Source organism: Larkinella knui, from assembly GCF_003858645.1.
GTDB classification, from domain to species: Bacteria; Bacteroidota; Bacteroidia; order Cytophagales; family Spirosomataceae; genus Larkinella; species Larkinella knui.
On record NZ_RQJP01000004.1, the window covers coordinates 237,215 to 261,964 of the forward strand.

21 protein-coding genes and 1 riboswitch are annotated in these 24,750 nt (G+C 52.2%); of the genes, 9 read left to right on the top strand and 12 right to left on the bottom strand.

Translation table 11 applies throughout. The features are described 5' to 3' along the window. The first annotated feature begins 27 nt into the window (after positions 1 to 27). On the top strand, positions 28 to 1,650 hold the full coding sequence (locus EHT87_RS19415) for a CehA/McbA family metallohydrolase (protein WP_124908325.1): 1,623 nt from the start codon (positions 28 to 30) through the stop codon (positions 1,648 to 1,650). 74 nt (positions 1,651 to 1,724) lie between these two features. Here the strand turns inward: EHT87_RS19415 and EHT87_RS19420 are convergent, their stop codons facing one another. The 7 genes from EHT87_RS19420 to lipB all read right to left on the bottom strand — a co-directional run bounded on the left by EHT87_RS19420 (position 1,725) and on the right by lipB (position 8,196). Continuing rightward, positions 1,725 to 2,294: an NADPH-dependent FMN reductase gene (locus EHT87_RS19420; protein WP_124908326.1), complete on the bottom strand. Its 570-nt coding sequence runs from the start codon at positions 2,292 to 2,294 to the stop codon at positions 1,725 to 1,727. A 66-nt stretch (positions 2,295 to 2,360) separates the two neighbouring features. After that, positions 2,361 to 2,960, bottom strand: a complete 600-nt coding sequence (locus EHT87_RS19425; protein ID WP_124908327.1) for a TetR/AcrR family transcriptional regulator — start codon at positions 2,958 to 2,960, stop codon at positions 2,361 to 2,363. Positions 2,961 to 3,154: 194 nt separating this feature from the next. Further along, positions 3,155 to 3,592 carry a nucleoside deaminase gene (locus tag EHT87_RS19430; RefSeq protein ID WP_124908328.1) on the bottom strand — a complete coding sequence of 146 codons (438 nt, stop codon included), beginning with the start codon at positions 3,590 to 3,592 and terminating at the stop codon, positions 3,155 to 3,157. Between the two features lie 94 nt (positions 3,593 to 3,686). Continuing rightward, positions 3,687 to 6,056: a ribonuclease R gene (gene rnr, locus EHT87_RS19435; protein WP_124908329.1), complete on the bottom strand. Its 2,370-nt coding sequence runs from the start codon at positions 6,054 to 6,056 to the stop codon at positions 3,687 to 3,689. A gap of 135 nt (positions 6,057 to 6,191) precedes the next feature. Next, entirely contained in the window at positions 6,192 to 6,923 is a 732-nt protein-coding gene (locus EHT87_RS19440; RefSeq protein WP_229321190.1) for a 3'-5' exonuclease, read from the bottom strand. A 35-nt stretch (positions 6,924 to 6,958) separates the two neighbouring features. Continuing rightward, positions 6,959 to 7,372, bottom strand: coding sequence for a hypothetical protein (locus tag EHT87_RS19445; RefSeq protein WP_124908331.1), 414 nt, complete (start codon positions 7,370 to 7,372; stop codon positions 6,959 to 6,961). Between the two features lie 59 nt (positions 7,373 to 7,431). Continuing rightward, positions 7,432 to 8,196 (bottom strand): lipoyl(octanoyl) transferase LipB, encoded by a 765-nt coding sequence (gene lipB, locus EHT87_RS19450; RefSeq protein WP_124908332.1) that lies wholly within the window; start codon positions 8,194 to 8,196, stop codon positions 7,432 to 7,434. A gap of 93 nt (positions 8,197 to 8,289) precedes the next feature. On the opposite strand from lipB, the gene EHT87_RS19455 reads away from it, so the two are divergent. Then, the gene (locus tag EHT87_RS19455; protein WP_124908333.1) at positions 8,290 to 8,643 is read left to right on the top strand and encodes a YraN family protein; all 354 of its coding nucleotides are present in this window, start codon (positions 8,290 to 8,292) and stop codon (positions 8,641 to 8,643) included. 66 nt (positions 8,644 to 8,709) lie between these two features. Beyond that, positions 8,710 to 10,233 (top strand): S41 family peptidase, encoded by a 1,524-nt coding sequence (locus EHT87_RS19460; protein ID WP_124908334.1) that lies wholly within the window; start codon positions 8,710 to 8,712, stop codon positions 10,231 to 10,233. A 642-nt stretch (positions 10,234 to 10,875) separates the two neighbouring features. On the opposite strand, the gene atpC is transcribed toward EHT87_RS19460, so the two are convergent. Beyond that, positions 10,876 to 11,124 carry an ATP synthase F1 subunit epsilon gene (gene atpC / locus EHT87_RS19465; protein ID WP_124908335.1) on the bottom strand — a complete coding sequence of 83 codons (249 nt, stop codon included), beginning with the start codon at positions 11,122 to 11,124 and terminating at the stop codon, positions 10,876 to 10,878. Positions 11,125 to 11,135: 11 nt separating this feature from the next. After that, the gene (atpD, locus tag EHT87_RS19470) at positions 11,136 to 12,659 is read right to left on the bottom strand and encodes a F0F1 ATP synthase subunit beta (protein WP_124908336.1); all 1,524 of its coding nucleotides are present in this window, start codon (positions 12,657 to 12,659) and stop codon (positions 11,136 to 11,138) included. 397 nt (positions 12,660 to 13,056) lie between these two features. Here atpD and EHT87_RS19475 point away from each other — a divergent pair, with 397 nt between their 5' ends. The 6 genes from EHT87_RS19475 to EHT87_RS19500 all read left to right on the top strand — a co-directional run bounded on the left by EHT87_RS19475 (position 13,057) and on the right by EHT87_RS19500 (position 19,271). Further along, positions 13,057 to 16,086 (top strand): hypothetical protein, encoded by a 3,030-nt coding sequence (locus EHT87_RS19475; RefSeq protein ID WP_124908337.1) that lies wholly within the window; start codon positions 13,057 to 13,059, stop codon positions 16,084 to 16,086. Positions 16,087 to 16,127: 41 nt separating this feature from the next. Continuing rightward, positions 16,128 to 16,628, top strand: coding sequence for a hypothetical protein (locus EHT87_RS19480; protein WP_124908338.1), 501 nt, complete (start codon positions 16,128 to 16,130; stop codon positions 16,626 to 16,628). Positions 16,629 to 16,670: 42 nt separating this feature from the next. Further along, positions 16,671 to 17,405 (top strand): ABC transporter ATP-binding protein, encoded by a 735-nt coding sequence (locus EHT87_RS19485; RefSeq protein WP_124908339.1) that lies wholly within the window; start codon positions 16,671 to 16,673, stop codon positions 17,403 to 17,405. Positions 17,406 to 17,517: 112 nt separating this feature from the next. Then, entirely contained in the window at positions 17,518 to 18,282 is a 765-nt protein-coding gene (locus tag EHT87_RS19490; protein WP_124908340.1) for a carboxypeptidase-like regulatory domain-containing protein, read from the top strand. A gap of 147 nt (positions 18,283 to 18,429) precedes the next feature. Beyond that, entirely contained in the window at positions 18,430 to 18,786 is a 357-nt protein-coding gene (locus EHT87_RS19495) for a DUF6152 family protein (RefSeq protein ID WP_124908341.1), read from the top strand. 2 nt (positions 18,787 to 18,788) lie between these two features. Then, entirely contained in the window at positions 18,789 to 19,271 is a 483-nt protein-coding gene (locus EHT87_RS19500; RefSeq protein ID WP_124908342.1) for a DUF6644 family protein, read from the top strand. Positions 19,272 to 19,404: 133 nt separating this feature from the next. Beyond that, positions 19,405 to 19,513, bottom strand: a riboswitch (SAM riboswitch). A 446-nt stretch (positions 19,514 to 19,959) separates the two neighbouring features. On the opposite strand, the gene EHT87_RS19505 is transcribed toward EHT87_RS19500, so the two are convergent. The 3 genes from EHT87_RS19505 to EHT87_RS19515 all read right to left on the bottom strand — a co-directional run bounded on the left by EHT87_RS19505 (position 19,960) and on the right by EHT87_RS19515 (position 24,670). Beyond that, on the bottom strand, positions 19,960 to 21,438 hold the full coding sequence (locus tag EHT87_RS19505) for a xylulokinase (protein ID WP_124908343.1): 1,479 nt from the start codon (positions 21,436 to 21,438) through the stop codon (positions 19,960 to 19,962). 113 nt (positions 21,439 to 21,551) lie between these two features. Next, complete coding sequence (locus tag EHT87_RS19510; RefSeq protein WP_124908344.1) at positions 21,552 to 22,469, bottom strand: YihY/virulence factor BrkB family protein; 918 nt, start codon at positions 22,467 to 22,469, stop codon at positions 21,552 to 21,554. Between the two features lie 128 nt (positions 22,470 to 22,597). Beyond that, the gene (locus tag EHT87_RS19515) at positions 22,598 to 24,670 is read right to left on the bottom strand and encodes a S9 family peptidase (RefSeq protein WP_124908345.1); all 2,073 of its coding nucleotides are present in this window, start codon (positions 24,668 to 24,670) and stop codon (positions 22,598 to 22,600) included. Positions 24,671 to 24,750 lie beyond the last annotated feature (80 nt).

Genomic DNA, 24,750 nt, shown 5'->3' on the forward strand with positions numbered 1-24,750 from the left:
TTATCGTTGTTGCTGCGAAATCTAAAAATGAACACCTTCCCGGTATTTTGGCAGAGTCGCTGGGTGGCAGTCATCGGGCTTGTTCTTGTGGATTGGCTTCTGGGCCGTTCAACGATCGCTCAAAGCGCCAAACCGGTGCCACTGGAAGTGGTTGTCACCACAACAACCAGCCCAAAACCGACGCCCGTACGCGTTCGGCTGACGCGGGCGGGTCGGGTGGTTGGTCAATTACCGCAACAGGCTCTTGGGGTCATGTACGGTTTGTGGGATCATGCCGATGGCTTTGGCTTTCAGCCGGATAGCTCCTTTTATGTAAATGGGCGGTTTAGCATATCGTTACCGCCGGGAACGTACGAACTTTTTCTTTCGAAAGGCATTGAATTCATCGATCAGCGGCATCAACTGGTTGTTCAGGCCGGAAAAACACAGAAAAAAAGCTACCTTCTGACGCGCTGGATCGACATGGCGGCCCGGGGCTGGTATTCGACCGACGGCCACGTTCACATCCGGCGTTCTCCCCGCGAAGACCCTTTACTCATGAGCTGGCTGCAAGCCGAGGACGTCCGGGTTGGCGTGTTGCTGCGTATGGGGGATTTTTGGGAGACGTATTATCCGCAGTATGCCTTTGGTGAACCGGGTGTTTACCAGCGCGAAAACCACCTGCTGGTTGCAGGTCAGGAAGACCCGCGAACGCCCGAACTCGGCCACGCGCTGGGCTACGGCGCGTCCGACAAGGTGCGGTTTTCGAAGGAATATTATCATTACGATGCGGTTTTTGACCAGTTGCACGCACTGGGCGGGGTGACGGGCTACGCGCACCACGCGGAAACCTTTCACGGCTACCGGGGATTGACGCTCGACGGCCTGCGGGGCAAAGTCGATGTGCTCGAAATTTTGCAGTATTGCGTGGATGCCAATCCGTTGCGAACCGATCACTATTACCATCTGCTGGATTTGGGATTTCCGGTGACGGCCACGGCCGGTTCTGATTTTCCGTGGTGCGGGCAGGATCACGACCACGGCTCGCCCGAACATTCGGCGCGGATTGGCAACGCCCGGTTTTACGTCTACACCGATAAACCGCTCACGAATCAGGCGTGGAAAGCCGGACTAAAAGCCGGGCATACGGTGGCAACCAGCGGCCCAATGCTCGATTTTCGCGTGAACAACGCCCGGCCGGGTGATCATCTGGACGTAAAAAAAGGGACTAAACTGGTGATTTCGGCACAGGCTTTCGGCCACGCGACGCAGGTTCCGCTGGAGAAGATTGAATTGGTCGGTCATGGAAAAGTGCTGGCGAGCGTCACGAAGCGTGAACCGGGCCAGTCGGCGAGCCAATTGACGCTGAAACTGGACCTCGATACCCTGACGCGGGGCATCTGGCTGGCGGCCCGGTGTTTTGCCGGTTCGCAGCAGGCGGCTCATACGACGCCCGTGTACGTGACCGTCGAGGGGGGCGGTTTTCACAACCCCGAAACGGCGGAGAAGTATCTGAGACGAAGCGAAAACTACCTTCAGGAAATTGAACAGGAACTGGAAAAGGAAAGTCAAAATCCGGAATTGAGGCTCTGGTATTATAAAAAAGGCTTAAAAAGCCGGATTGCCGATACGCGGGAAGTAATCGAGGGATTGAGGAAAAAGTTGAGGTGAGTCGTAGGCAAGAGAGTAAAGACCATCGGCAGTGCTTTTTTCTTTACTCTCTTGTCTCACATCCCTTGTCTATTTCATTTATTCTCCCGAATCACCATCATCCCTTTCGTCCAGCGAACCAGCTCGGCGAGCATCACCTGGGCGGATTTAAGGCTGACTTCGTTGGGCACAAACGTTTCTTCCTCATTGATGAACTGATCGAAGAACGGAATATTGACGGCTTCAAAAAGCGGAACCACCTTCAACGCAATCAGGTCCGATTTGAGGTGGCTGGCAGCCCGGGTTCCGGCCGAAATACCGCCATAGCTGACGATGCCGGCGGCTTTGTAAGCCCATTCCTGCAGCAGATATTGCAGGGCGTTTTTCAGAGGAGCCGGGTAGCTGTGGTCGTATTCCGCGGTCACAAACAGGAACGCATCGGCTTCATCGATGCTGGCGCTCCACTTTTTCGTGTGCTCATGTACATATTGCTTCAGGCGCGGGTGAGCGGGTTCGTCCATCAAAGGAAGCTTGATTTCGGCCAGATCCAGCACTTCGACGTTAAAACCGCCGTGTTGTCGGGCTACCTCCGTGATCCAGGCGGTGATAATGGGACCTTTCCGGCTGGGGCGCACGGTCGAATTGATAATTTTCAGGTTGTACATTGGTTCGTTAAATTGGATTTACTTTTCTGGTAACTCTGAAAAGCATATTGGGTTATAAAACAGACATTACGCGAGTGCTTTGATGAAACCGCCGATGGCATCCTCCAACACCAGTTGCTGAATCGGATCGGTGGCGTTGTCTTTTCCAATCATCTGGATGGATACCAGACCGTGCAGAATCGACCAGAAGGTGTGAAATTTTAGCAAATGGCTGGTTTCGGGATGGCTGCTCGTAGCAATAGCCTGTTGTAATACCGGAAAAATAACGTCACTGAATTGCTTCATTTCGGCCACTTTCTTCACCGTATCACAGGCGGGGATGCCGAGCCCGAACATCAATTGATAAAACTCCTGATTGTCGAAAGCGAAATTCCAGTACGCTTGCGCCATCGCCATCAACTGTTGGCCGGGGTTGTCCTGTTCGTCTCTGGCAGTTTGTAGATGCTGCGCTAACCGACGAAAACCTTCCCGGCTGAATTCCAGTAAGATAGCGTCCTTGTTTTCAAAGTGGCTGTAAATAACCGGGATGCTATATTCGATGGCATCGGCAATCCTGCGAATTGAAAGAGCAGACCAGCCTTCCAGTTCTACCAGTTGCCAGGCCGCCTGTAGAATACGGTCTCTTACCTCCTGCCTGTGCCTTATTTTACGTTCTAAAATCCCCATTTGTATCGTTGTTACTTTTTGTAACAGTGTTAACTAATATGAAAGCGTTAGGGTTCATAATTTGTAAAATTTTTGCGGATTGAAATTTCTAGTCTCAAGCCAAGCGAGGAGTGGACCAACAAAAAGCCCACGGTTTAAACCGTGGGCTGAAGTAAAACCGAATCCGGATTCCATTGAATTCATCGGTAGCCAATCTACAATTCGCCAATATCCTCGTTCCAGACGTCGGGTTTCTGAGCGATAAACTGATTCATCATATCAACGCATTCCGGCAAGTCGAGGTCGATCACTTCCACGCCGTGTTGCTCCATAAACGCCCGCGCTCCGGAAAACGTCCGCGACTCGGCAACGATCACTTTCGGAATCTTGAACTGCACGATGGTGCCGGCACACATGTAACACGGCATGAGCGTCGAGTAAATCACGGTATTGCGAAACGAACCCACGCGCCCGGCGTTGTTGAGGCAATCCATTTCGCCGTGCAGAATGGGGTTGTTTTCCTGCACCCGTTTGTTGTGGCCGGAAGCCACCAGTTTGCCGTCCTTGACCAGCGCCGAGCCGATGGGAATACCGCCTTCCGAAAGGCTTTTCCGGGCCTGCCGGATGGCTTCCTGCATGAATTCGTCGTTCATTTTCTGATTTATTTTTCCTTTCCCACGGTTAAAACCGCGGGCTGATGATTTAACGCCTACAGCGTTTCTTGCCAATTACCACAGAGCTATTGATTTAACGCCTACGGCGTTCTTTGCCCGGTTTCTCGGCTTTCGGGCGACTACCCGACGACGAGCCGGAACGCCTTTGCGAACGGCTTTCACCGTCCGTATTCTCCCGGCGGGTCAGGCGGCTTTTGAGGGGCGTTTTCAAGGCGCCTTTGTCATCGACCAGCCACAAATCCAGGCTCCGGCGGGCCAGATTGGCCTCTTTTACCTTCACCGTTACGGCATCGCCAAAGGCGAAGATTTTTTTGTTCCGTTTGCCAATCAGCCGGTAATTTTCCTTGTCAAAGTCATAAAAATCGTCGCCCAGATCGGTCATGCGCACCAGGCCTTCCGCGCTGGTTTCGGTGATTTCCACAAACAGACCAAAATCCGTTACGCCGGTAATGATGCCTTTAAATTCCTGGTCGCGGTCCATGCGGTTCATGAACTCGACCTGCTTGTATTTGATGGAAGCACGCTCGGCTTCCACGGCCACGCGCTCGCGGTCGGACGAATGTTTGCACTTGGCTTCGTATTCTTCCTTATCGACCGATTTGCCGCCGTCCAGGTAATGCTGCAACAGCCGGTGGGCCATCATATCCGGGTAGCGACGAATGGGCGATGTAAAGTGCGAATACCGCCGGAACGACAGGCCAAAGTGACCGATGTCCTCGGTGCTGTAACGCGCCTTGGCCATCGTCCGGATGGCGAGTTGCTGCAACGCATTTTGCTCCGGCTGCCCTTCCAGGCTTTCCATCATCGTATTGAACGACTTCGACAGCTCTTTTTCGTTATCGACTTTAAGTTTATACCCAAACCGTCCGGCAAAGGTGGCAAACGTCTTCAGCTTCTCGAAATCCGGCGAATCGTGCACGCGGTATACCATCACGTTCGGGTGTTCCCCGCGCGACAAACCGTGGATGAATTCGGCGACCCGCTTATTGGCCAGCAACATAAACTCTTCGATCAACTTGTGCGCATCTTTCCGCTCTTTCGGATAAACCGACAGCGGCACGCCGTTTTCGTCCAGCTTGAATTTCACTTCAACAGTTTCGAAGTTGATCGCTCCGTGCCGAAACCGCTCGTCGCGAAACTTGAACGCCAGATCGTTCAAAATCCGCAATTCTGCCAGATAATCGCCTTGTCCGCGGTCGACAACGTCCTGTGCTTCTTCGTAGGCAAACCGCCGGTCGGAGTGAATCACCGTCCGCCCAAACCACTCTTTTTTGATCTTGGCGTCGGGCGTTATCTCAAAAACCGCCGAAAACGTCAGTTTATCTTCATTCGGACGCAGCGAGCACAGGTTGTTCGACAGTTTTTCGGGTAACATCGGCACCACGCGATCCACGAGATAGACGGACGTTCCGCGTTTAAAAGCTTCGTCTTCCAGAGCCGTACCCGGAACGATGTAGTGCGTCACGTCGGCGATGTGAACCCCGATTTCGTAGTTGCCGTTGTCCAGCATCTGAATCGACAGCGCATCGTCAAAATCTTTGGCATCTTCGGGGTCAATCGTGAACGTCGTAATGCCGCGCATATCGCGCCGTTTATTGATTTCTTTTTTCAGAATCTTCTCTGAAATGCCTTGCGACTCCTTTTCGACGGCATCCGGAAATAGAACCGGCAAACCGAATTCGGCCAGAATGGCGTGCATTTCGGTATTGTTCTGCCCGGCTTGGCCCAAAACAGAAATTACTTCGCCTTCGGGCCGGTGCCGTCCGTCGGGGAAACGCGTCAGACGAACAATCACCTTGTCGCCGTCTTTGGCTTCGCCCAGTTTATCTTTCGGAATGTAGATTTCCTCGTAAATCTTCTTGCTGTCGGGAATCACCTGCCCATAATTCGGCCAGGTCGAAATCCGGCCAACCAGTTCAGAGCGCCCGCGTTCCACGATGCTGACCACTTTGCCTTCGATCCGGCGGCTCCGGGTTTGCGACCCGCGCGAAAAACCGCCCGAATTCGACGAGCCGCTCAAACGGGCCACTTTCACTTTGTCGCCATCGATAGCGCCGTTCAGATCGTCGGTGCTGACGTACATATCCGTATCGCGGTCGCCACTGCCGACAAACGCAAACCGGGGGTTCACGTGATCGACGGTTCCTTCGGTGGTTTGGTCATTTTCGTTATACTGGTAGGTTCCGTCGGGATGGCGGGTCAGTTGACCATCATCCACCAGTTCGCCCAGCAAACCGTGGGTCAGCAGTTTCGTTTTCCGGTCGATGACGTCAAAATTCTCGAGCACGTCGCTCTGGGAAAAAGATTCCTTGCTATTTATTTCAAAAAAAGCCGTGATGTCGTTCTTCATTTCGTCCAGAAATGAATCGGCTGCCGGAACCGGGCGGTTCTGTGAGCCTCTGCGGCTTTGTTGTTCTCTTGGTTTATTTCGGTTATTTCTCATGTTTTTCGTTTAAAAAGACGTTGGAGGTAAAGGGTTATTACACAGAGTTAATCAGAGAAAATCAGAGTTTATCAAAGAACTCTCTGTGTACCTCTGATTTTCTCTGATTAACTCTGTGTAATAACCCTTTAAAAATCACTCCAAGCGCGTGATGTGTTGGTCTTTCACCAACGGGGCACCCAGCAAACGCAGATACACCTGCACGAGCGTCACGATGGACGAGCGGGCGTATTCGCGCACTTTGGCCATACCCTGTTTCTGATAATATACCAAACTGGTTTGATCACCGGTCAGTTCGAGGGGCTGTGTAGGCAGGTTCAGAACAGCCGCCAGCAGATCGAGCGGGACGAAATGACGGCTATCACCAAACCGCCACATTTCCAGCACATCCTGATGCGGAATATCCCACGGTTTGCGTCCCGACAGCCGGAGCGTGGCCGGGAGCTGGTGCTCGTGAACCAGCATCCGGCGACACAGGTAAGGATAGTCAAATTCCTTGCCATTGTGGGCGCAGAGAATCAATTCACTGGGCGGGTATTTTTCGATGATGCTAATAAACTCGCCGAGCAACGCTTCTTCGTTGTCGTTGGCCAGCGTTTTTACTTTCAGGAACATGTTTTCCTCATCGTCCCAGTACAAACCGCCAATGCCGATGCAGACGATTTTACCGTATTCGGCGTAATAAGAAGCCCGGTTGTCATACCACTTGGCAACTGACCAATTCTCTTCGTTCTGGAAATAGCTGATTTTCTGTCCCCATTGTTGCCGCACCCGTTCGTCTAATTCGTCGTAAGACGGGGCTCCGGCAACGGTTTTGATGTCGATAAACAGCAGGTTCTTAAGGCGTTTTTTCCAGGATACGGGCATAAAGATGGAATAGCAAAAAAGCGGAATAACCAGGTTCAGGTGTGCAGGATACCTTCCAGGCCCAGTTCAGAGATTTGAATCAGGTTCTGTTCGGTAATGCTGTCCGGCACGAAGATAAACTTTTTGTCAAAAATCTGGTCGCCGATGTAGTAGCTTACCCAATATTGATTGTTCAGGTGAAACACATCCGGCATAATGGTCTCGACGGCCACATGTTCATTCGGCTGAAGTTCAGCAAAATAATGCCGCAGTGTGGAAGTCGTCTGTTGCTCTTTCTGGGTTTCGTCCACAAAACCGTATCCTTTCGACGTCACAAAGACGTTGCGGATCGGCACGTCGTTCTGATTGATCAAATACACCTGCCAGTCATACTGGTCCAGTTCCGTCGGTTTCCGCGCAATGACGACTTGTATGCCCTCAACGGGTAAAAACGAAATATCTCTCTTCATTCAATGGATGTACCCACGGACTCAAGTCCGTGTCTTCTCAATAATAAATACTGTGGAGTTTAATGCGCGTACGGGCTAAAGCCCGTAGGTACATAAGTTAACTCCATTTCAAATAAATCGGCCAGATGCTGACTGACGCGTTCCATCACGTCCGAAACCGGGATTTCCCGGCCCAGTTCATCCTGCATCGACGTGACGGCTTTGTCGGCAATGCCGCACGGCACAATATGCTTAAAATAACGCAAATCCGTGTTCACATTCAACGCAAAACCGTGCATCGTTACCCAACGGCTCGCCTTAACGCCCATGGCACAGATCTTGCGGGCGGTGCCGTTCAATCGGTTTTCTTCGGAATCGTATCCCAGCCAGACGCCGGTCAGCCCGTCGATCCGGCCCGCATTGAGCCCGTAATCCGCCAGTGTTCGGATGATGGCTTCTTCCAGAACGCGCATGTACCGGTGGATGTCCGTAAAAAAATTATCCAGGTCCAGAATCGGATAACCCACCAACTGGCCCGGTCCGTGGTAGGTGATGTCACCGCCCCGGTTTATTTTATAATACGTTGCCCCGATGGTTTCCAGAAACGCATCGTTGGCGAGCAGGTGATCGGCCTTGCCGCTTTTCCCCAGCGTATAAACATGAGGGTGCTGACAAAATAAAATATAATTAGGCGTCAGACTTTGCTGGTCGGTCGAAAGGCTGCGATTGGCGATTTTGGCCGCGACAATTTCCGCCAATAACCGCTCCTGATAGTCCCAGCCAGCCTGGTAATCAATAAGTCCCAGATCCTGAATCTGTACCTGTTTATTGCAATGATTATTCATTTTTGCGAAATCCTTGAAGAAAAAACACCAAAGAGACTGCTTTTCGTTCGTATCCAATCGGACAGTTTGCCGTCTAAGTACTAAAAACGAACGATGGCACAACACAACGAAACCGGCAAACAGGGCGAGGAGGAAGCCGTTCGGTACCTCCAGCAGAAAGGGTACACGATTCTGGAACGCAATTACCGCCACCAACACGCCGAGATCGACCTGATTGCCCTGAAAGGAAAACTGGTCATTTTTGTGGAAGTAAAAACACGGACCAGCACCCGCTTTGGCAATCCGGAAGAATTTGTGAACTCCGCCAAGGCGCGCCTGGTCATGAAAGCGGCCGAGCACTATATTTTCGCCAAAGACTGGCAGCACGACGTCCGTTTCGACATTATTGCCGTCACCGTGACGCCGGAAGAGGTGAATGTAAAACACCTGGAAGATGCGTTTTACTAATTTTGTTTCCCATAAAAAAAAGGGTAGTTTCGGGAACCGAATTACTGATTTAGTCAGAAAAATAGTATGCGGTTCCTTGTGTTGCTGCTGGCACTGACCATCAGCACGGCTTATTGTTTTCCGGGTCATCCGAAAAAAGCGACGTATCGCCCGCGGATGTATACGGTCGAGCAGTTGCGGAGCGACTTTGCGGTACTGCGGAAGACGCTGGAAGAGCGCCATCCGAGTCTGTATCGCTATGCCCCGCGTGAAGAGATGAACCAAAAGTTCGACGCCGTGGCCCGACAACTCTACCGGCCGATGAGTGAAGTCGAATTTCGCGAGTTGCTGCGCCCGCTGATTGTCCAGATTCGCTGCGGCCATACCGATGTGCAGGAATCGCTCTATTCCGGCCGAAAAGGCCAAAAACCGCAACCCGAATGGCTCCCCTTCGATATTATTCTGCAAAACGACCGGATGTTTATTGGCCGAAACCGCAGTACGGACTCCTCGCTGGTGTGTGGTACGGAAGTGCTCAAGTTAGGTGGACACCCGGTGAAGGAAGTGATCCAGGAAGCCCGGGACCGCTGGCCGTCCGATGGCTACAATCAAACCTTTAAGAATTATTTTCTGGAATTATACCACCTGGAAGAAACGTACTGGCGGCATTTCGACGGGCATTCGCCCTGGACGCTGACCGTTCGTGACACCACAAGTTCTGAACGAATCACAACGGTTCGTCGCCGTCCCGTCACTTCCGGTGATATTCCAACGACACCCGCCCCGGAAACCGTCAAGCGAAGCAAGAAAAACCGCCATAAAACCGAGGCTTCCTTTGATGAGGATGCCAAACTGCAATTGATGCGTTCGCTGCATTTTCTGAACGGCGATTCAACGGCTGCTGCCCTGATTATCAATAGTTTTGGCTACGACCACTACGCGTCTTTTCACCGGGAAGTTTTCGAAACACTCGAAAAACTGAAAGTGCGCGATCTGGTCATTGATTTGCGCCAGAATACCGGGGGAAACGCCGAGATCGGTTCCGATTTGATGTCGTATCTGATGAAATCCGATTTTCGGCAGGTCGACCGGGCCGAATCCCGCGTCCGCCGGCCCAATGCCTGTGCCTATTTTGACCGGAAAGAAAAGCGGCTTTTGCGCCAGAACTTTCGCTTCATGAAGTCGGAGGGTGGGCGTTACCAGTTTGGTAAGTCCAACGTGGGCTGGAACAAGCCCGCTTCGGAACACCTCTACAGCGGTAAAGTGTATATTCTGACCAGTGGCCGGACCTTCTCGGCGGCTTCCATTTTTACCGCCAGCCTGAAAGCCCAGCGGCCCGTAACCATCATCGGGCAGGAAACCGGCGGGGGCGAAGCGGGTTGCAACGGCGGGATTATCCAAACCCTGACGCTGCCCGAAACCCGGCTGCGGGTGCGGTTTCCGGTTTTCTGGATTGCCACCGCCAGCCGAAATCCGGATCAGGGCCGGGGCGTGATGCCCGATTATCAAGTCGACTACAGCGTTACCGACCGCATCAAACAGCGCGACCGGGACATGGAAAAAGCCCTGGAACTGATTCAGGATGGAAAGCGGAAAATGACGGCACGGTGAGGGTCACGTATTTTTACCAAGAAAGCCTTTGTCCACATTGCTGATCCCTTACGAGTTGGTACATCCGGATTTACCTGCTATTTGATTCGTCACAGCCTACTAATATAAGATGACTTTGGGCTGAATTTGCCCCAGCGGAGGCAATTCACTCTTCTGATTTGCCGTGAAAGTCTACTACACGGTGATTTCGGGCTGAATTTACCCCAGCGGGGCATCCTGTCGATAGAAACAAAGGAAAGCATGCGTTTGAAGCTCCGGAGGAGCGCCCTATACCAAATAGAACGCTCCTCCGGAGCTCTGGTTTAATTCGATTGTCTAGTGGCTAGTAACAGGACACTCCTCCGGAGTGCTGGTCTAATTCGATTGTCTAGTAGCTAGTAACAGGGACGCTACTGCGGAGCTATATTCTAATTCGCTCGTCTAGTAGCTAGTAACAGAACGCTCCTCCGGAGTGCTGGTCTAATCCGGTCGCTTAATACCTGGTAACAGGACGCTCCTTCGGAGCGCTGGTCTAATCCAGTCGCTTACTAACTGGTAACAGGAGGCTCTTCCGCAGCCAGTTAACCAGGATTTACGTTAATACAAACGAAAAAAGGACAGACCCGCGAAGGTCTGTCCTTTTTCATAGCTATTAATAACCGCTTAAGCTGCAATAACCGCTTCGGCCAGTACCAGGACCTTGTTGTTCAACACTTCTACGACGCCACCATCGACGGTGAACGTCTGGGTTCCGGAGCTGGTGGCTACCGTTACCGGCCCCCGCGCCAGCGTGCTGACGATGGGAGCGTGGTTGTTCAAAACCTGAAACTGACCCTCGGTACCCGGAAAGGTAACGGCCGTAGCCTCGCCGGTAAAAACCTTCTTATCGGGTGTTATGATTTCGAGATGCATCTTCGTGTCGTTTATTTACCGGCTTCCTTCAACAAACGCTCCCCTTTCGCGGCTGCGTCATCGATGGTTCCAACGAGGTTGAAAGCCGCTTCGGGCAGGTGATCCCACTTGCCGTCGATGATTTCGTTGAAGCCCCGGATGGTTTCTTCAATCGGTACCAGAACGCCTTTCAAGCCCGTAAACTGCTCGGCCACGAAGAACGGCTGCGACAGGAAGCGTTGCACGCGACGAGCGCGGTTTACCGTCTGCTTATCTTCTTCCGAAAGTTCTTCCATCCCGAGGATGGCGATGATATCCTGCAATTCTTTGTAACGTTGCAGAATTTCCTTCACGCGCTGGGCGGTATTGTAATGTTCGTCACCCAGGATTTCGGCGGTCAGAATCCGGGAGGTTGAATCCAGCGGATCCACCGCCGGGTAAATTCCTAACTCGGAAATTTTCCGACTCAATACCGTCGTGGCATCCAAGTGGGCAAAGGTCGTGGCCGGTGCCGGGTCAGTCAAGTCATCGGCAGGTACGTAAACCGCTTGTACCGAAGTGATTGAGCCGCGTTTGGTCGACGTGATCCGCTCCTGCATGGTTCCCATTTCGGTCGCCAGCGTGGGCTGATACCCTACCGCCGAAGGCATCCGGCCCAACAGAGCCGATACTTCCGAACCGGCCTGCGTAAACCGGAAAATGTTATCGATAAAGAACAGAATGTCACGACCTTGGCCGGTGCCATCCCCATCGCGGAAGTGTTCCGCAATCGTCAACCCTGAGAGGGCAACACGGGCACGGGCTCCGGGAGGTTCGTTCATCTGACCAAAGATGAAAGTGGCCTGGCTTTCTTTCAATTCTTCCGGATCGACTTTCGACAAATCCCAGCCGCCTTCTTCCATCGAGTGCTTGAAGTTGTCGCCGTATTTGATAATGCCCGCTTCGATCATTTCGCGCAGCAGGTCATTCCCTTCACGGGTCCGCTCGCCCACACCGGCAAATACCGACAGACCGGCGTATGCTTTGGCAATATTGTTGATCAATTCCTGAATCAATACCGTTTTTCCAACCCCGGCACCACCGAACAGACCGATCTTACCCCCTTTAGCGTAGGGCTCGAGCAAGTCGATGACCTTGATTCCGGTGAAAAGTACTTCGGTCGACGTGGCCAGGTCCTCAAACCGGGGAGCGTTCCGGTGAATGGGTAGCCCGCCGGTGCTGGTAGGTTGGGGAATGCCGTCGATGGCTGTACCCACGACGTTAAACAACCGCCCGCGAATTCCGTCGCCAGTCGGCATGGTAATCTGAGTGCCCAGGTGAACCACGGTCATTCCGCGCTCCAGCCCTTCGGTGGCATCCATCGAAATCGTCCGGACACGGTCTTCGCCGAGGTGCTGCTGGCACTCCAATATAACTTTTTGGCCATTGGCTTTAGTGACTTCCAGAGCATCCAGAATCGACGGTAGCCGCGACCCTTCGCCCTCAAAACTCACGTCAACAACCGGGCCGATCACTTGCGTAATTTTACCCGTATTCGTTGCTGTTGCAGTTGTCATGCTATGAAGTTGAGAAATTTAATAGGAAAAGCGTACTCAATGCGACCGCAAAATTAGAAGATAATTTGCTTAAACCCAAGTTGAGTTTTAATCTATTTTTAAGATTTAAAGGACGAAATCGTTTTTGTTCCAGTTAGTTCGCTGCTCAGAGCCGGATCTGCCCGTTTGCACAAAACGAAGATTTTGAGGATAATCCGTCTTATTTGTATGCAAACGGGATAACCGACTGGTCTCCGGGCCGGTAAAAAGCGTTTCTTCCGGTTTGAGGAAATGCGTTAAAAATAAATGGATTTCTGAGATAGAACTCCCTGACAGGCACTAACTAACCCATCGCAGCGTTGCTATTGATAGTTTAACCGGCCCGTTTCAACACCCTTGCCGGTTTGTTTTTGATCGTATGCTTTTTTTCTGGAAGAACTGGAATACCGCCTATCGGACGGCCTATTGGACGGGTTTGGTGCTGCTCGGTATCGCCCTTTTCGGAATGATCTGGGTCTGGATGCAGGGCCTGCAAAACGTCGTGCGCTGGGATGTGCTGAGTGAACTGAACGAACTCCCGGTTTCCATCGGTACGTTTACCGATGGCCTGTTCGATTACGCTGTGGCGGGCAAATCCTACATCGTTACGGAACAATTCGTGGCGTCGGCGATGCAGGTGAACGTCGGGGCGGCCCGATTGGCCACGCTGGGTATTTGCCTGGGCTTAGCGTTCATTCTGGCGGCCGTTACGAGGCTCCAGCGCTGGCCTTATCTCATCGCTATGTCGGCTCTGATTGTGCTTGTGGCTACCTTCCGGCTGGAAGTGCTGCAACTGCCCGGCTTTTTAGGGACGGCTTTGGGTGGTCGGTTGCCGTTTGTGCTGGCGGTGCTGGCTTTTGGCTGTGTCAGTTATTATTTCCACGCTTTCAAACCGGATGTTTCGCTGCCGGTTCGTCTCCTCGTTTTTGCGGGAATGGCGCTGCTGGGCTGGCTGCTGGTCGATCGGCTGGCCGGACAACGGTTGCCCGCATCGGCTTTTGTCGGCTATGCCTTGCCGGGTTTGCTGGTGGTGGCGCTGGGGTTCATTTTCTGGATTTCAACGGAGATCATTGCGGCTTTGGTGTACATCACTTCGGTTACCCGCACCAACCGCAGCGACGGCTCCGGGCGTCCGCTGGGTATGAATAACTTTCTGCTGATCAGTTTGTTGTATCTGGCCAACCTGCTCCTGATCTGGCTGAGTAACACGAAAGTCATTGACTGGAATCCGGTCGTGGTCAGCCCGTTCATTCTGCTTTTGATTTCCCTTATTCTGGGAATTTGGGGATTCCGGCAGCAACTGCGCCAGAACGAAGCCTTCCTGTCGTTTCGCGATGCCGGGGCTTTTCTGTATCTGGGTCTGGCGCTCATTACGGTCATGACCGTTTCCTACGCCTTTGCTTCCGCCAATGATCCGCTGATCGAAGCGCTGGAGGATGTGATCGTTTATACGCATCTGGCCGCCGGATCCGTGTTTGTGCTGTACGTCATTTTCAACTTTCTGCCCCTTTACCGACAGGCCTTGCCGGTTTATAAAGTGCTTTACAAACCGCTGCGGTTTTCGTTGTTGCAAACCCGGTTGGTGGCCGCTGTGCTGGCCGTTGTGATCGTTGCATCCGAGGGCTTCTTTCCGTTCCATCAGGCCGTAGCCGGTTATTTCAATACCGTAGGCGATTTTCATGCGGCCACGGGCGAGGTGCGGGTGGCTGAACAATATTATGGGTCGGCCCTGGCCAACGAATTTCAGAACCACAAATCCAATTATGCCCTGGCTTCGCTGGCGTTGACGCAGGGCGACAAGGTAACGGCGGCTTATTATTTCAAGCAGGCTTTATTGAAACAACCATCGCCCCAGGCCTATGCGGGCCTTACCTCGGTTTTATTGGGAGACAATCTGCTGTTTGAAGCCATTAAAATGTTGCAGCGCGGGATTCGCGCTTTTCCCAAAAACGGCGAATTGCAGAATAATCTGGGCTATATCTACGCCCGAACCAGCGTGGCCGACTCGGCTTATTATTATTTGGCCGCAGCGTCCGGCAACACCGCCCGTGAGGAGGTTCCGCAGACCAACCTGCTGGCTTTCTGGGCCCGTAATCCGCGGCTGGTTTCGATCGATTCGCTGGCGAAGGCTTCGGAAGCCCGTTCATACGAGTCCTACGAAGCCAACCGGGCGGCTTTGGCTTTTTTTCAGAATACCGCCGACAGCATGGCCGTTCAGCGACCGGGCTGGCTCGACGAGCCACTTACGCCTGATGGATTGAATGTGGCCCGGTTTGCCCGTTTGTATAATTATTCCATCCGCAACCGGACCGCCGATACGACGTTGCTGATCGTGCTCAACCGCCTGGGTGAGAATCCGGCCAATCAGGATTTTACGGATGATTTGTTGTTTGCCCGGGCGGCTGCCCAGTATTATACCTCCAGCAAACGCATTGCTTTTGAATTGACCGATCAATTGTCCCGCGATAACCAGCGCAATGGCGCTTTTTACAACTTCATAACGGGACTCTGGATGATGGAACAGGGCCTGAACCGCAAAGCCGCCGATATATTGGCTCAGAATGCCGATACGCTTTCCACCTATTACCGCGCACTGGCATTGACCAAATCGGGTGATCCGCTCGTCGCTCAGTCGCTCTGGGAAACCGCCGGGCAGAACGACCCCGGTGTGCGGCAACTGGCGGAAGCGTTGTACGGCAAAAAGCAACCGGCGACCGATCTCGAAAAAGCATTTGTGTTGTTGCACGACCCCTTGCTCGATCAGGCCGCGGCCCAACGGGTTTTGTATCGATCCATGCAGGATGAGAACCTGAAAACGGTTGTCGCGTCGGCTTTGGTCAGGCGGTATTTGGCGGCCGCTCAATTGCCGGTGGCCCAAAGCTGGTATGAACAAATACCGCAGGAAGCCAAGCTGAACGGCTATGCCGGTTCGGCCATGACGCTCGCTTACCTCCGGCTGCGTAACGCAAAAGGAGAATTTGACCAGACGATTACGGACGCCCGGCAACCCGTTGTAGCCGCTTTTCAGGCCGAAAAAGATTTGATCATCGCTCAGGCTTATCAGGCCAAACGACAAACCGCGCAGTCCCGTCACTACTTTAGTGCCGCCCTCCGACGGGCTCCGTTCAATGCCGAACTGGTGGCCGCTGCTGCCCGTTTCGAGCGGCAGAATGGCAAGTCCGAGAAGGCGTATAAGCTGGTTCTGGAAGCGTTGCCACTGAACGAACAGAATGCGGATTTACTAAAAATGTATGCCTTACTTTGCCTCGATCTGGGCTTGAATGACTACGCCGAGGAGGGCCTGACGAGGTTGCGGATGGCAACGTCTCCCACCGATTATCAGGCATTTTTGGCAGACTATCAGGCTAAACGTGCGTTGATTGAAAAACAGCGGGAAGCATTTCAATAATTTGAGTAAGTTTAAGAAGTCGTTCTACTTCCAACCGCATAATGGAAAAGCAACTTCATTGGGTTAAAGAAGCCTTCAGTCGAAGCGTCGTGATCATGGACGGCGACCGGGTAGTCGGTGGCATGCACCGGGATCTTTTAGTTCGGGATGTCGATGCGCATCTGAATGGCGTTCATATCTTTTTCGATGTCGAAGGATTTCTGGTGCATTCGGTCAACATCCACGACAAAAACGCCAATAACAAGATCATTGGCCGGATTAACTTTGAGTGGTTGAAAGGCGCCGTTGTCGAATTGGAAACCGGTGAGAAATACACCTGGCAGCGCGAGAACTTCATGATGCACGAATGGAGTATCGTGGCCGGCAATGCGGAATCCAAAACCGGTCAGGAAATCGTTCATTTTGACCGCACCAGGAAGTTTTTAGCCGACGAGGGTACGATTGAGTTGGTAACCAATTTGCCGAACGCCGAAATGTTGATATTGACCGGCTTGTTTGTTCGAAATTATTTTCTGCGTAAACGCAAAATTGCCGCCACGTAGTCACTTTGTCATGCGGTTTCCGTAGGCCATTCCCAACTGATCATGAGCAAGAATATTATTGAAACCAACGAGATCTCAAAGCGGTATGTGATGGGTAGTGAGGTCATCGAAGCGTTGAAATCGGTGACGATTACCATTAAGAAGGGTGAATACGTTGCGTTTATGGGGCCGTCGGGTTCGGGTAAATCGACGTTGATGAACATCGTTGGCTGTCTGGATACGCCCACGTCCGGTTCGTATATTCTGAACGGGCTGGACGTTAGTAACATGACTGAAAATGCGTTGGCGGAAGTCCGCAATAAGGAGATTGGATTTGTATTTCAGACGTTTAACCTGTTGCCTCGCCAAACATCGCTCGAAAACGTAGCGTTGCCGTTGATTTATGCAGGGTTTAATAAAGCTGACCGGACGGAAAAAGCCATGCAGGCGTTGAAAAACGTGGGGCTGGAACACCGGGCAGGCCACCGCCCCAATGAATTATCCGGCGGTCAGCGGCAACGCGTGGCCGTGGCCCGGGCGCTGGTGAACGACCCCAGTATTCTGCTGGCGGATGAACCCACCGGTAACCTCGATAGCAAGACTTCGTACGAAATCATGGATTTGTTCGACCAGATTCACAGCAAGGGCAATACGGTTATTATGGTGACGCACGAAGAGGACATTGCCGAATATGCCCATCGAATTGTCCGGCTACGCGATGGACTGATAGAAACTGACCTGATGAATGCCAACATCCGCAAGGCCAAAGCCTTTATTCAGGCTGCCGAAGAGCTCTGACCGGGCGGGCTGATTCGCGTTGTCGGGAAACCTAAAAAATGTTAAAATCCGGTCGGGGTATCGTAAAAACGGGTAGTTTGCGTTTGGATGATAGCAGAGGTTTCCAGCAGGTATGAAAAAAGCACTACTTTTCTTTCTATTTTCGGTTGTAACGGCAGCCGTCGGGAGGGCTCAGGCCATTCGAAGCGGCTTGGTAGTCGATAAAAGTAGTCAAAAGCCGATCATTTCGGCCACCGTACAAAATTCATCCCTCCGCCGGGCTACCATGAGCACGGAGTCCGGGCAATTTCGAATAACGGCTTCCCCGAATGACACCCTTCTGATTTCCTGTATGGGGTACAAAACCGAGAAAGTGGTGGTTCCGGTCAATGAGCAGACTTTGGTTGTCGAACTGGTTCAAGAGGTGAAAATGCTGAATGAGGTAGTCATCAAAGGCTGGACCGAAAGTCGCTTCAAGCAGGAATTTATGAAATTGAATATTGCCGAAAAACCCATCATCGAGATCAAAACGCCGGCCGAACTCGTGGGAGTATCCATCGGTAACGTTGGGCGAATGGGCTATGATTACGCGACCTTAGCGCCCAAAATGACGTTGAAAGGCCCCATTTCTGCGCTCTACGGCAAATTCAGTAAAGAAGCTAAAAACGAGCGGAAACTGCAGCAGTTCAACCAGGCGGAACTCAACAAAAAACGGTACCAGTCGCGCATGGACCCGATCTGGATTTCGCGCATTACGGAACTGAAAGAGGAGCGACTGACGGCTTTCATGCAGTTCTGCAAACTCCCCGAAAAGTTCGTTCTGGAAGCCAACGAATACGATTTGATCGTAGCGATTCGCGGTTGTTTAAAGGATTTTCTGGTTCAGGAAAAGGGCTAACGCACCTCCGGACTAAAGCGGCATCGGCCGTCCGACCGTGGGTACTGCATTGTCAACAAATTGCCTTTTTACGGGTTACTACTGATTGAGATCAGCAGTCCGTTTGCTTGTCACTTCGTTCTCAAAAACTCCTAAATCTCATTAACCATGACTTTTCTGAAAAACAGTTCATTGGCGCTACTCCTTTTTCTGGGAACGGCTTTTGCCCCCTTACACCACGGCTGGGGCGATTACGACCAGACCAAAGTGCTGGATTATACCGGTACGATTGAGGAATCGAAGTACGAAAACCCCCACGCAACGGTGAGCGTGAAAGACAAAAACAAAACCTGGCTGGTTTATCTGGCACCCACCAGCCGCATGACGGAACGGGGCGTGACCGCGGATATGATTAAAAAAGGCAGTTCGCTGCGGGTGGTCGGCTATCCGCACAAAACCGTTAAAAACGAAATGCGCGCGGAACGCATTTTCATCAATGGCCAGAAATACGAGTTGCGTAAATAAGGATGAACGTTCCCGTCGAATGGCTGCAACGAATTGAAAATACCGCTCTGGCCGTGACCATTCGCCAGTCGATGTGGTTGTATCCCGGAATTGAGATTGTACACATCGTCGGTATTGTTCTGCTTGTCGGCGGGGCCTTTCTGTTTGATTTCCGTTTGTTGGGGTTCTCCAAAAAAATACCGGTTTCCGAACTGGCCAGGCATGTATTGCCGTGGTCACGGGGCGGGTTGGCGCTCGTGGTTCCATCCGGTGTCCTGCTTTTTAGCACCAATGCCGAAGCACTGGGCAACGACCCGACATTCTGGTTAAAGCTGGTGTTAATTGCAATCGCCGGAATCAATGTGGCGGTTTTTCACCGGATTACCTTCCGGTCACCTTCGGCATGGAAAGCGGAGACAACGCCCTTGGGGGCCAAAGCGGCAGCCCTTTGCTCCATTCTAGTTTGGCTGGCGACCATTGCCTGCGGTCGCTTGCTGGCGTATTAAAGATGAAGGGCCAACGATTCGATCGCTGGCCCTTCAATTGCGTGGGAATGGTGACTACCGGATTGGACAAAGATGCCAATCCTGATCAGGGTCACAACGCTGATGCGATGGTCGATTTTTCATGATGGTTGTTAATTTATAGTTCCTAATTTTTTTAGGCAGGTTAGCACTTATTCCTACGGATCGTTCGGAAAGTTGCTAAGGGTTCGTCGAGCCTGTCTCTCCCCCTTTCTGTATAAATCTCGAACCGGCGCACCGGCCAATTACTCTTGCGAGTAATTGAGATAACGATGCAAAAATAAAGCGCTGATTTCTATATTCCAAACTAAATCTATATTTTTTGTAGGATAGTAGCTAACAAAAAGTTTACTACTTTGATAGTAAGCAAGTTAGATCAATTTTTATGTAAAAATAGTTGGAGTAGAGTGTAATCTTGGAACCTTTCCCAAGTCAGCCGGCTCCGGAGGAGCCTCCTGTTACTAGCCCCGAATCGATGCGGCTGGGTCCAAGCTCCGGGGCTAGTAACAGAAAACCCTTCCAGGGTTAAACAAAAGCGCGGTTTCCATACAAATGCATGGCTTCTATACAAAGCGCGGTTTCTATACAAATCATGGCTTCCAAACAGCGCACGGCTTCTATACAAAGTGCGGTTTTCAAACAACGACTACAAGCGCCAAATGACTTTGGATTAGCTGTTTAGCACATGGAGCCATTTCCCGTACGCATCGCGGTAGCCTTCCTGCGCCCGCATATCCGGCTCGATGGTCCGGGTAACTTTCAGGCCGGTGAAGGCTTCCTGGCGGTTTTTGTAAATACCCAGACCCAAACCGGCTCCGCGGGCGGCTCCCTGGGCACCGTCGGTGTTGAAAAGCTGAATCTCGGCCCCGGTCAGATTGGCCAGCGTATCCCGGAAAAGGGGGCTTAGGAACATGTTGGCTTCGCCGGCCCGGATGGTTTTCAGACCAACGCCGACTTGTTCCATAACCTGAATCCCGTAATAGAACGAAAAAACGATGCCTTCCTGAGCGGCCCGAATCCAGTGGGGAAGTCCGTGGCGCGTCAGTTGCAGACCGTGGAACGAAGCGCCCGGATCGCGGTTTTCCAGCACCCGTTCGGCGCCATTACCGAAGGGCAGGCACTGCAAACCGTCGGCACCAACAGGCGCGTGAGCCGCCAGCTCATTCATTTCGGCGTAACTCACCGAGCCGCGCAGCAGATGATTTCGCAGCCAGCTATTGAGAATACCGGTGCCGTTGATGCAAAGCAGAACGCCGTAGCGCGGGGCTTCCGGCGTGTGGCTGACGTGCAGGAAGGTGTTTACGCGCGACTGCGGATCGTATTTGGCCTGATCGCTGACGCCGTAGACAACGCCCGATGTTCCGGCGGTGGCGGCAATTTCGTTGGGTTCCAGCACGTTAAGCGAAAAGGCGTTGTTGGGTTGGTCGCCCGCGCGGTAGGTAATGGGCGTTCCAGTGGCCAGACCCAGGTCGCTGGCGGCTTTCGGGGTTAGTTCGCCCTGGACGGAAAACGTCGGTTTGATGTTGGCCACCAGTGACGGGTCGAAGCCGAAATAATCCAGCAGAAAATCGGCGGGTTGTTCCTGCTGAAAATCCCAGAGAATACCTTCCGACAAACCCGATGGTGTCGTGACGATTTCGCCGGTCATGCGGGCGGCCAGGTAATCGCCCGGCAGCATGAACTTATGGATTTTTTGGTAAATGTCGGGTTCATTCTCTTTCACCCACGCCAGTTTGGCGGCCGTAAAATTACCCGGTGAATTGAGCAGATGTTGTAAGCTTTTCGTGCGCCCGACCATTTCAAAGGCCTTTTCTCCGTACGAAACCGCCCGGCTGTCGCACCAGATGATCGACGGGCGCAACACGTTCAGCTCCTTATCGACGACCACCAGACCGTGCATTTGATAGGAAATCCCGATGGCTTTTACGTCTTCCGGTTTCACCCCGGTTTTCGACAGCACGGTTTTGGACGCCAGACAGGCATTTTTCCACCAGGCATCCGGATTTTGTTCGGCATAGCCCGGCAACGGCGAGTCGATGGGCATTTCGGATTCGGGAAAAAATGCGGAGGCCACCACCGCACCGGTTTCAACTTCCAGCAAACAGGCTTTTACAGACGAACTGCCGACATCAAATCCAAGAAGATACATTTCTACGCGGTTTTCAGATCTAAAATGAGGTGCAAAGTACGCATCCGGGAGAAGTTAGGCAAACGGTAGCCTGGCATTCAACCGCAAATGCTCCGGTTCGATCGAAAGCCGACTTAGGGGGATTTGTCCTTTCGATTGTCCACTTCCGTAATCTGATACACTACCGAATGGGATTTGGGTGTCGCGTCCAGATGCGTCCACTCCGCATAGTACCGGGTGAAGGTGGCCCCGTAGTAGAAAATCAATGACGAATAGAACACAAACAGCAACATCAGAATGATGGCTCCCGAAGCGCCATACCGTGAACTCACCAGGCTGTTGATCAACAAACGATTGAGAATGGCTTCACCCAGTCCGAAAAGCAGACTGGTGACGATTGCACCCACCCAAATGGCTTTCCAGCGGATGCGGAGGTCGGGCAAATATTTGAAAACCAGGGCAAACCAGAGGGCCATGACCAGAATCGAACTCAGTTGATCGACCACCGTGGCGGTCCATCTGTCGAAGGTCGATAAACCCGGCGACACACGGCTCCAGAGTTGGGCCGCCCCGGTATCGACGGCCAGAGAAACCGTCAGCAATAAACCCGAAAAAACAATGATTGCCAACGCTTTGCCTTTGTCTTTCAATACATTTAGCCACGTTCGGTCGACGGTCGGCTTCACATTCCAGAGTTGATTGAGCGAATTCTTGATGACGGCAAACAGCGTGGTAGAAGCCAGCAGGAGCAATACACCCGTCAGCAGCGTCAGCCACACACTGGAATTCTCCTTTTGAAGATGGTGAGAAATGTCTTTCAACTGATTCGCACCTTGCCGGCCAAACAGTTCGGCCAGTTGATGAAAAACCGTTCCCCGGACCCGCTGCTGGTTGACGACCGGGCTGAACAGGGTGCTCAGGATAATGACAATGGGCGGTAAGGCGAAAAAGGTAAAAAAAGCCGTCGCTGCCGCCATTCGCACCGGATCGTTGGCTTGCAGATTGGTAAAGGCCTGTTTAAATACCTGAAGGAAAGGAATGAACTTTCTCAAAATAGGACGGATCGCTTGCCCACCATAACGTTCATCCCGGACACAAAGTTTACGCGGTCATTTGTGCCCGGGATGTGTTGTTGACCTGTCCAAATTCCAGAGAAGAAAGTAAAGAGCGGTTTTACGGCTTACTCTCGAATTCCGACCAGATTCAGGATGAACGCATATTCCAGCGCAATCTCTTTCAAGGCTTCAAACCGCCCCGACGCGCCACCGTGTCCGGCTTCCATGTTCGTATGCAAGAGGAGCTGATTGGTGTCGGTTTTCATCGTGCGGAGTTTGGCGACCCACTTGGCGGGCTCCCAATATTGCACCTGAGAGTCGTGCAAGCCCGTCATTACCAGCATGTTCGGATAGGCTTGCTCCTTCACATTGTCGTAGGGCGAATACGAAAGCATGTAATCGTAGTATTTCTTGATCTTCGGATTGCCCCATTCCTCAAATTCGCCGGTCGTGAGCGGAATACTTTCGTCGAGCATGGTCGTGACCACATCCACAAACGGCACCGAAGCCACCACACCCCGGTACAATTGCGGTTTTTGATTCACAACGGCGCCCATCAGCAAACCGCCCGCACTGCCGCCCATCGCAAACAGTTTGTCGGCACTCGTATACTTTTGCTGGATCAAATACTCCGAAACGTCTACAAAGTCGTTGAACGTGTTTTTCTTCTTGAGCATTTTACCGTTGTCGTACCACTTCCGGCCCATTTCCTGACCACCCCGGATGTGGGCAATGGCGAAGAGAAAACCGCGGTCGAGCAGACTCAGGCGCGTGGAGCTAAAACCGGGGTCGGTCGAGTACCCATAGGAGCCGTATGAATATTGCAGCAGTGGGGCCGAACCGTCTTTCGGGGTTCCTTTGCGGTAGACAACCGAAACCGGAATTTTGGCCCCGTCGCGGGATTTGACAAAAAACCGCTCGGAGGTATAGTTGTTCGGATCGAAGCCGCCCAGCACTTCCTGTTGCTTCATCAGCGTTTTCTCCTTCGTTTCCATGTTATAGTCGAAGGTCGAACTGGGCGTAGTCAGCGACGAATAGCCGAAACGGAGGATATCGGTATTGAAATCCGGGTTGTAGCCAATCCCGGCCACGTACGCTGCTTCGCCGAAATCCAGGTAGTGTTCCTCTTTATTGGTGCGATTGATCACCCGCAGATGAATCAGTCCTTCCTTGCGTTCACCCAGAACCAGGTGGTTTTTGAAGACGTCCAGTTGCTGTAAATAAACGTGGTGGCGGTGCGGAATGACTTCTTTCCAGGCCGACCGGTCGTTGGTTTTATTTTCCTTCACTTCCATTAGCCGGAAGTTATCCGCTTTCCAGTTCGTCCGAACGTAAAAAGTCGTTTCCAGGTGCTGAATATCGTATTCGTGCCCTTTTTCGCGGGGCAGAAAAACGACAAATTCGCCCGTTGGGTTGGCCGCTTCCAAAAGCCGGTATTCCGTCGCAACGCCGTTGTGATCAGACACGAGGGCGATATACTTCTTCGACTTCATCCGCCCCAGACCTATGTAAAACTGGTTGTCCAGCTCTTCATACAGGAGCACGTCCTGGGCCGGATCGGTGCCTAGCGTATGCCGGTAGACCTGATAGCCCAGCAACGTCTGCGGGTCTTTGCGGATATAAAACAAGGTCTGGTTATCCGCTGCCCAGGCATAACTGCCACCTTCGGTGTCGGGAATGGCATCGGGGTAAATCTCACCGGTTTTCAGGTTTTTGATCCGCAGCGTATACATCCGCCGACTAACGGTATCTTCGCCAAAAGCGACGAGTTCGTCGTTATCAGACACTTCCAGACCACCAATGTCGTAATACGAATGGGGCTTCGCCATTTCGTTCACGTCCAGCATAATTTCCTCTTCCGCTTCCAGCGAACCGGCTTTGCGGCAATACACCGGGTATTCGCCACCCTCCACGAACTTGGTATAATAATAATAGTGGCCTTCTTTATAGGGCACCGACTCATCCTGTTGTTTGATGCGGCCTTTCATTTCCTCAAACAACTTCTCCCGAAACGCTTTGACGGGCGCCAGTACCTCCTCCAGATGTTCATTTTCGGCTTGCAGGTAGTCGATCACCTCGGGATTTTCGCGGTCGTTGAGCCAGTAGTAATTATCGATGCGGGTGTGGCCGTGCGTGGTCAGCTCGGTCGGTTTACTAGCGGCTTGGGGTGTAACCGATTTCGTCTGCGTGTTTGTCATAAAAGCAAATTGAACTGAATAATAAACCCAATAAACACCTTTTTTTCAGGATTCGTTGAGGAGTTTGAGTTTGACGAAGA

What these genes read in the sequence shown, in the direction of transcription:
- EHT87_RS19490 (WP_124908340.1), top strand. Translation starts at nt 17,518, where the DNA reads ATGAAAAAAGCACTACTTTTCTTTCTATTTTCGGTTGTAACGGCAGCC.
- EHT87_RS19500 (WP_124908342.1), top strand. Translation starts at nt 18,789, where the DNA reads ATGAACGTTCCCGTCGAATGGCTGCAACGAATTGAAAATACCGCTCTG.
- EHT87_RS19480 (WP_124908338.1), top strand. Translation starts at nt 16,128, where the DNA reads ATGGAAAAGCAACTTCATTGGGTTAAAGAAGCCTTCAGTCGAAGCGTC.
- atpD (WP_124908336.1), bottom strand. Translation starts at nt 12,659, where the DNA reads ATGACAACTGCAACAGCAACGAATACGGGTAAAATTACGCAAGTGATC.
- EHT87_RS19515 (WP_124908345.1), bottom strand. Translation starts at nt 24,670, where the DNA reads ATGACAAACACGCAGACGAAATCGGTTACACCCCAAGCCGCTAGTAAA.
- EHT87_RS19420 (WP_124908326.1), bottom strand. Translation starts at nt 2,294, where the DNA reads ATGTACAACCTGAAAATTATCAATTCGACCGTGCGCCCCAGCCGGAAA.
- EHT87_RS19415 (WP_124908325.1), top strand. Translation starts at nt 28, where the DNA reads ATGAACACCTTCCCGGTATTTTGGCAGAGTCGCTGGGTGGCAGTCATC.
- rnr (WP_124908329.1), bottom strand. Translation starts at nt 6,056, where the DNA reads ATGAGAAATAACCGAAATAAACCAAGAGAACAACAAAGCCGCAGAGGC.
- lipB (WP_124908332.1), bottom strand. Translation starts at nt 8,196, where the DNA reads ATGAATAATCATTGCAATAAACAGGTACAGATTCAGGATCTGGGACTT.
- EHT87_RS19445 (WP_124908331.1), bottom strand. Translation starts at nt 7,372, where the DNA reads ATGAAGAGAGATATTTCGTTTTTACCCGTTGAGGGCATACAAGTCGTC.
- EHT87_RS19430 (WP_124908328.1), bottom strand. Translation starts at nt 3,592, where the DNA reads ATGAACGACGAATTCATGCAGGAAGCCATCCGGCAGGCCCGGAAAAGC.
- EHT87_RS19455 (WP_124908333.1), top strand. Translation starts at nt 8,290, where the DNA reads ATGGCACAACACAACGAAACCGGCAAACAGGGCGAGGAGGAAGCCGTT.
- EHT87_RS19475 (WP_124908337.1), top strand. Translation starts at nt 13,057, where the DNA reads ATGCTTTTTTTCTGGAAGAACTGGAATACCGCCTATCGGACGGCCTAT.
- EHT87_RS19495 (WP_124908341.1), top strand. Translation starts at nt 18,430, where the DNA reads ATGACTTTTCTGAAAAACAGTTCATTGGCGCTACTCCTTTTTCTGGGA.
- EHT87_RS19460 (WP_124908334.1), top strand. Translation starts at nt 8,710, where the DNA reads ATGCGGTTCCTTGTGTTGCTGCTGGCACTGACCATCAGCACGGCTTAT.
- atpC (WP_124908335.1), bottom strand. Translation starts at nt 11,124, where the DNA reads ATGCATCTCGAAATCATAACACCCGATAAGAAGGTTTTTACCGGCGAG.
- EHT87_RS19425 (WP_124908327.1), bottom strand. Translation starts at nt 2,960, where the DNA reads ATGGGGATTTTAGAACGTAAAATAAGGCACAGGCAGGAGGTAAGAGAC.
- EHT87_RS19440 (WP_229321190.1), bottom strand. Translation starts at nt 6,923, where the DNA reads ATGCCCGTATCCTGGAAAAAACGCCTTAAGAACCTGCTGTTTATCGAC.
- EHT87_RS19505 (WP_124908343.1), bottom strand. Translation starts at nt 21,438, where the DNA reads ATGTATCTTCTTGGATTTGATGTCGGCAGTTCGTCTGTAAAAGCCTGT.
- EHT87_RS19485 (WP_124908339.1), top strand. Translation starts at nt 16,671, where the DNA reads ATGAGCAAGAATATTATTGAAACCAACGAGATCTCAAAGCGGTATGTG.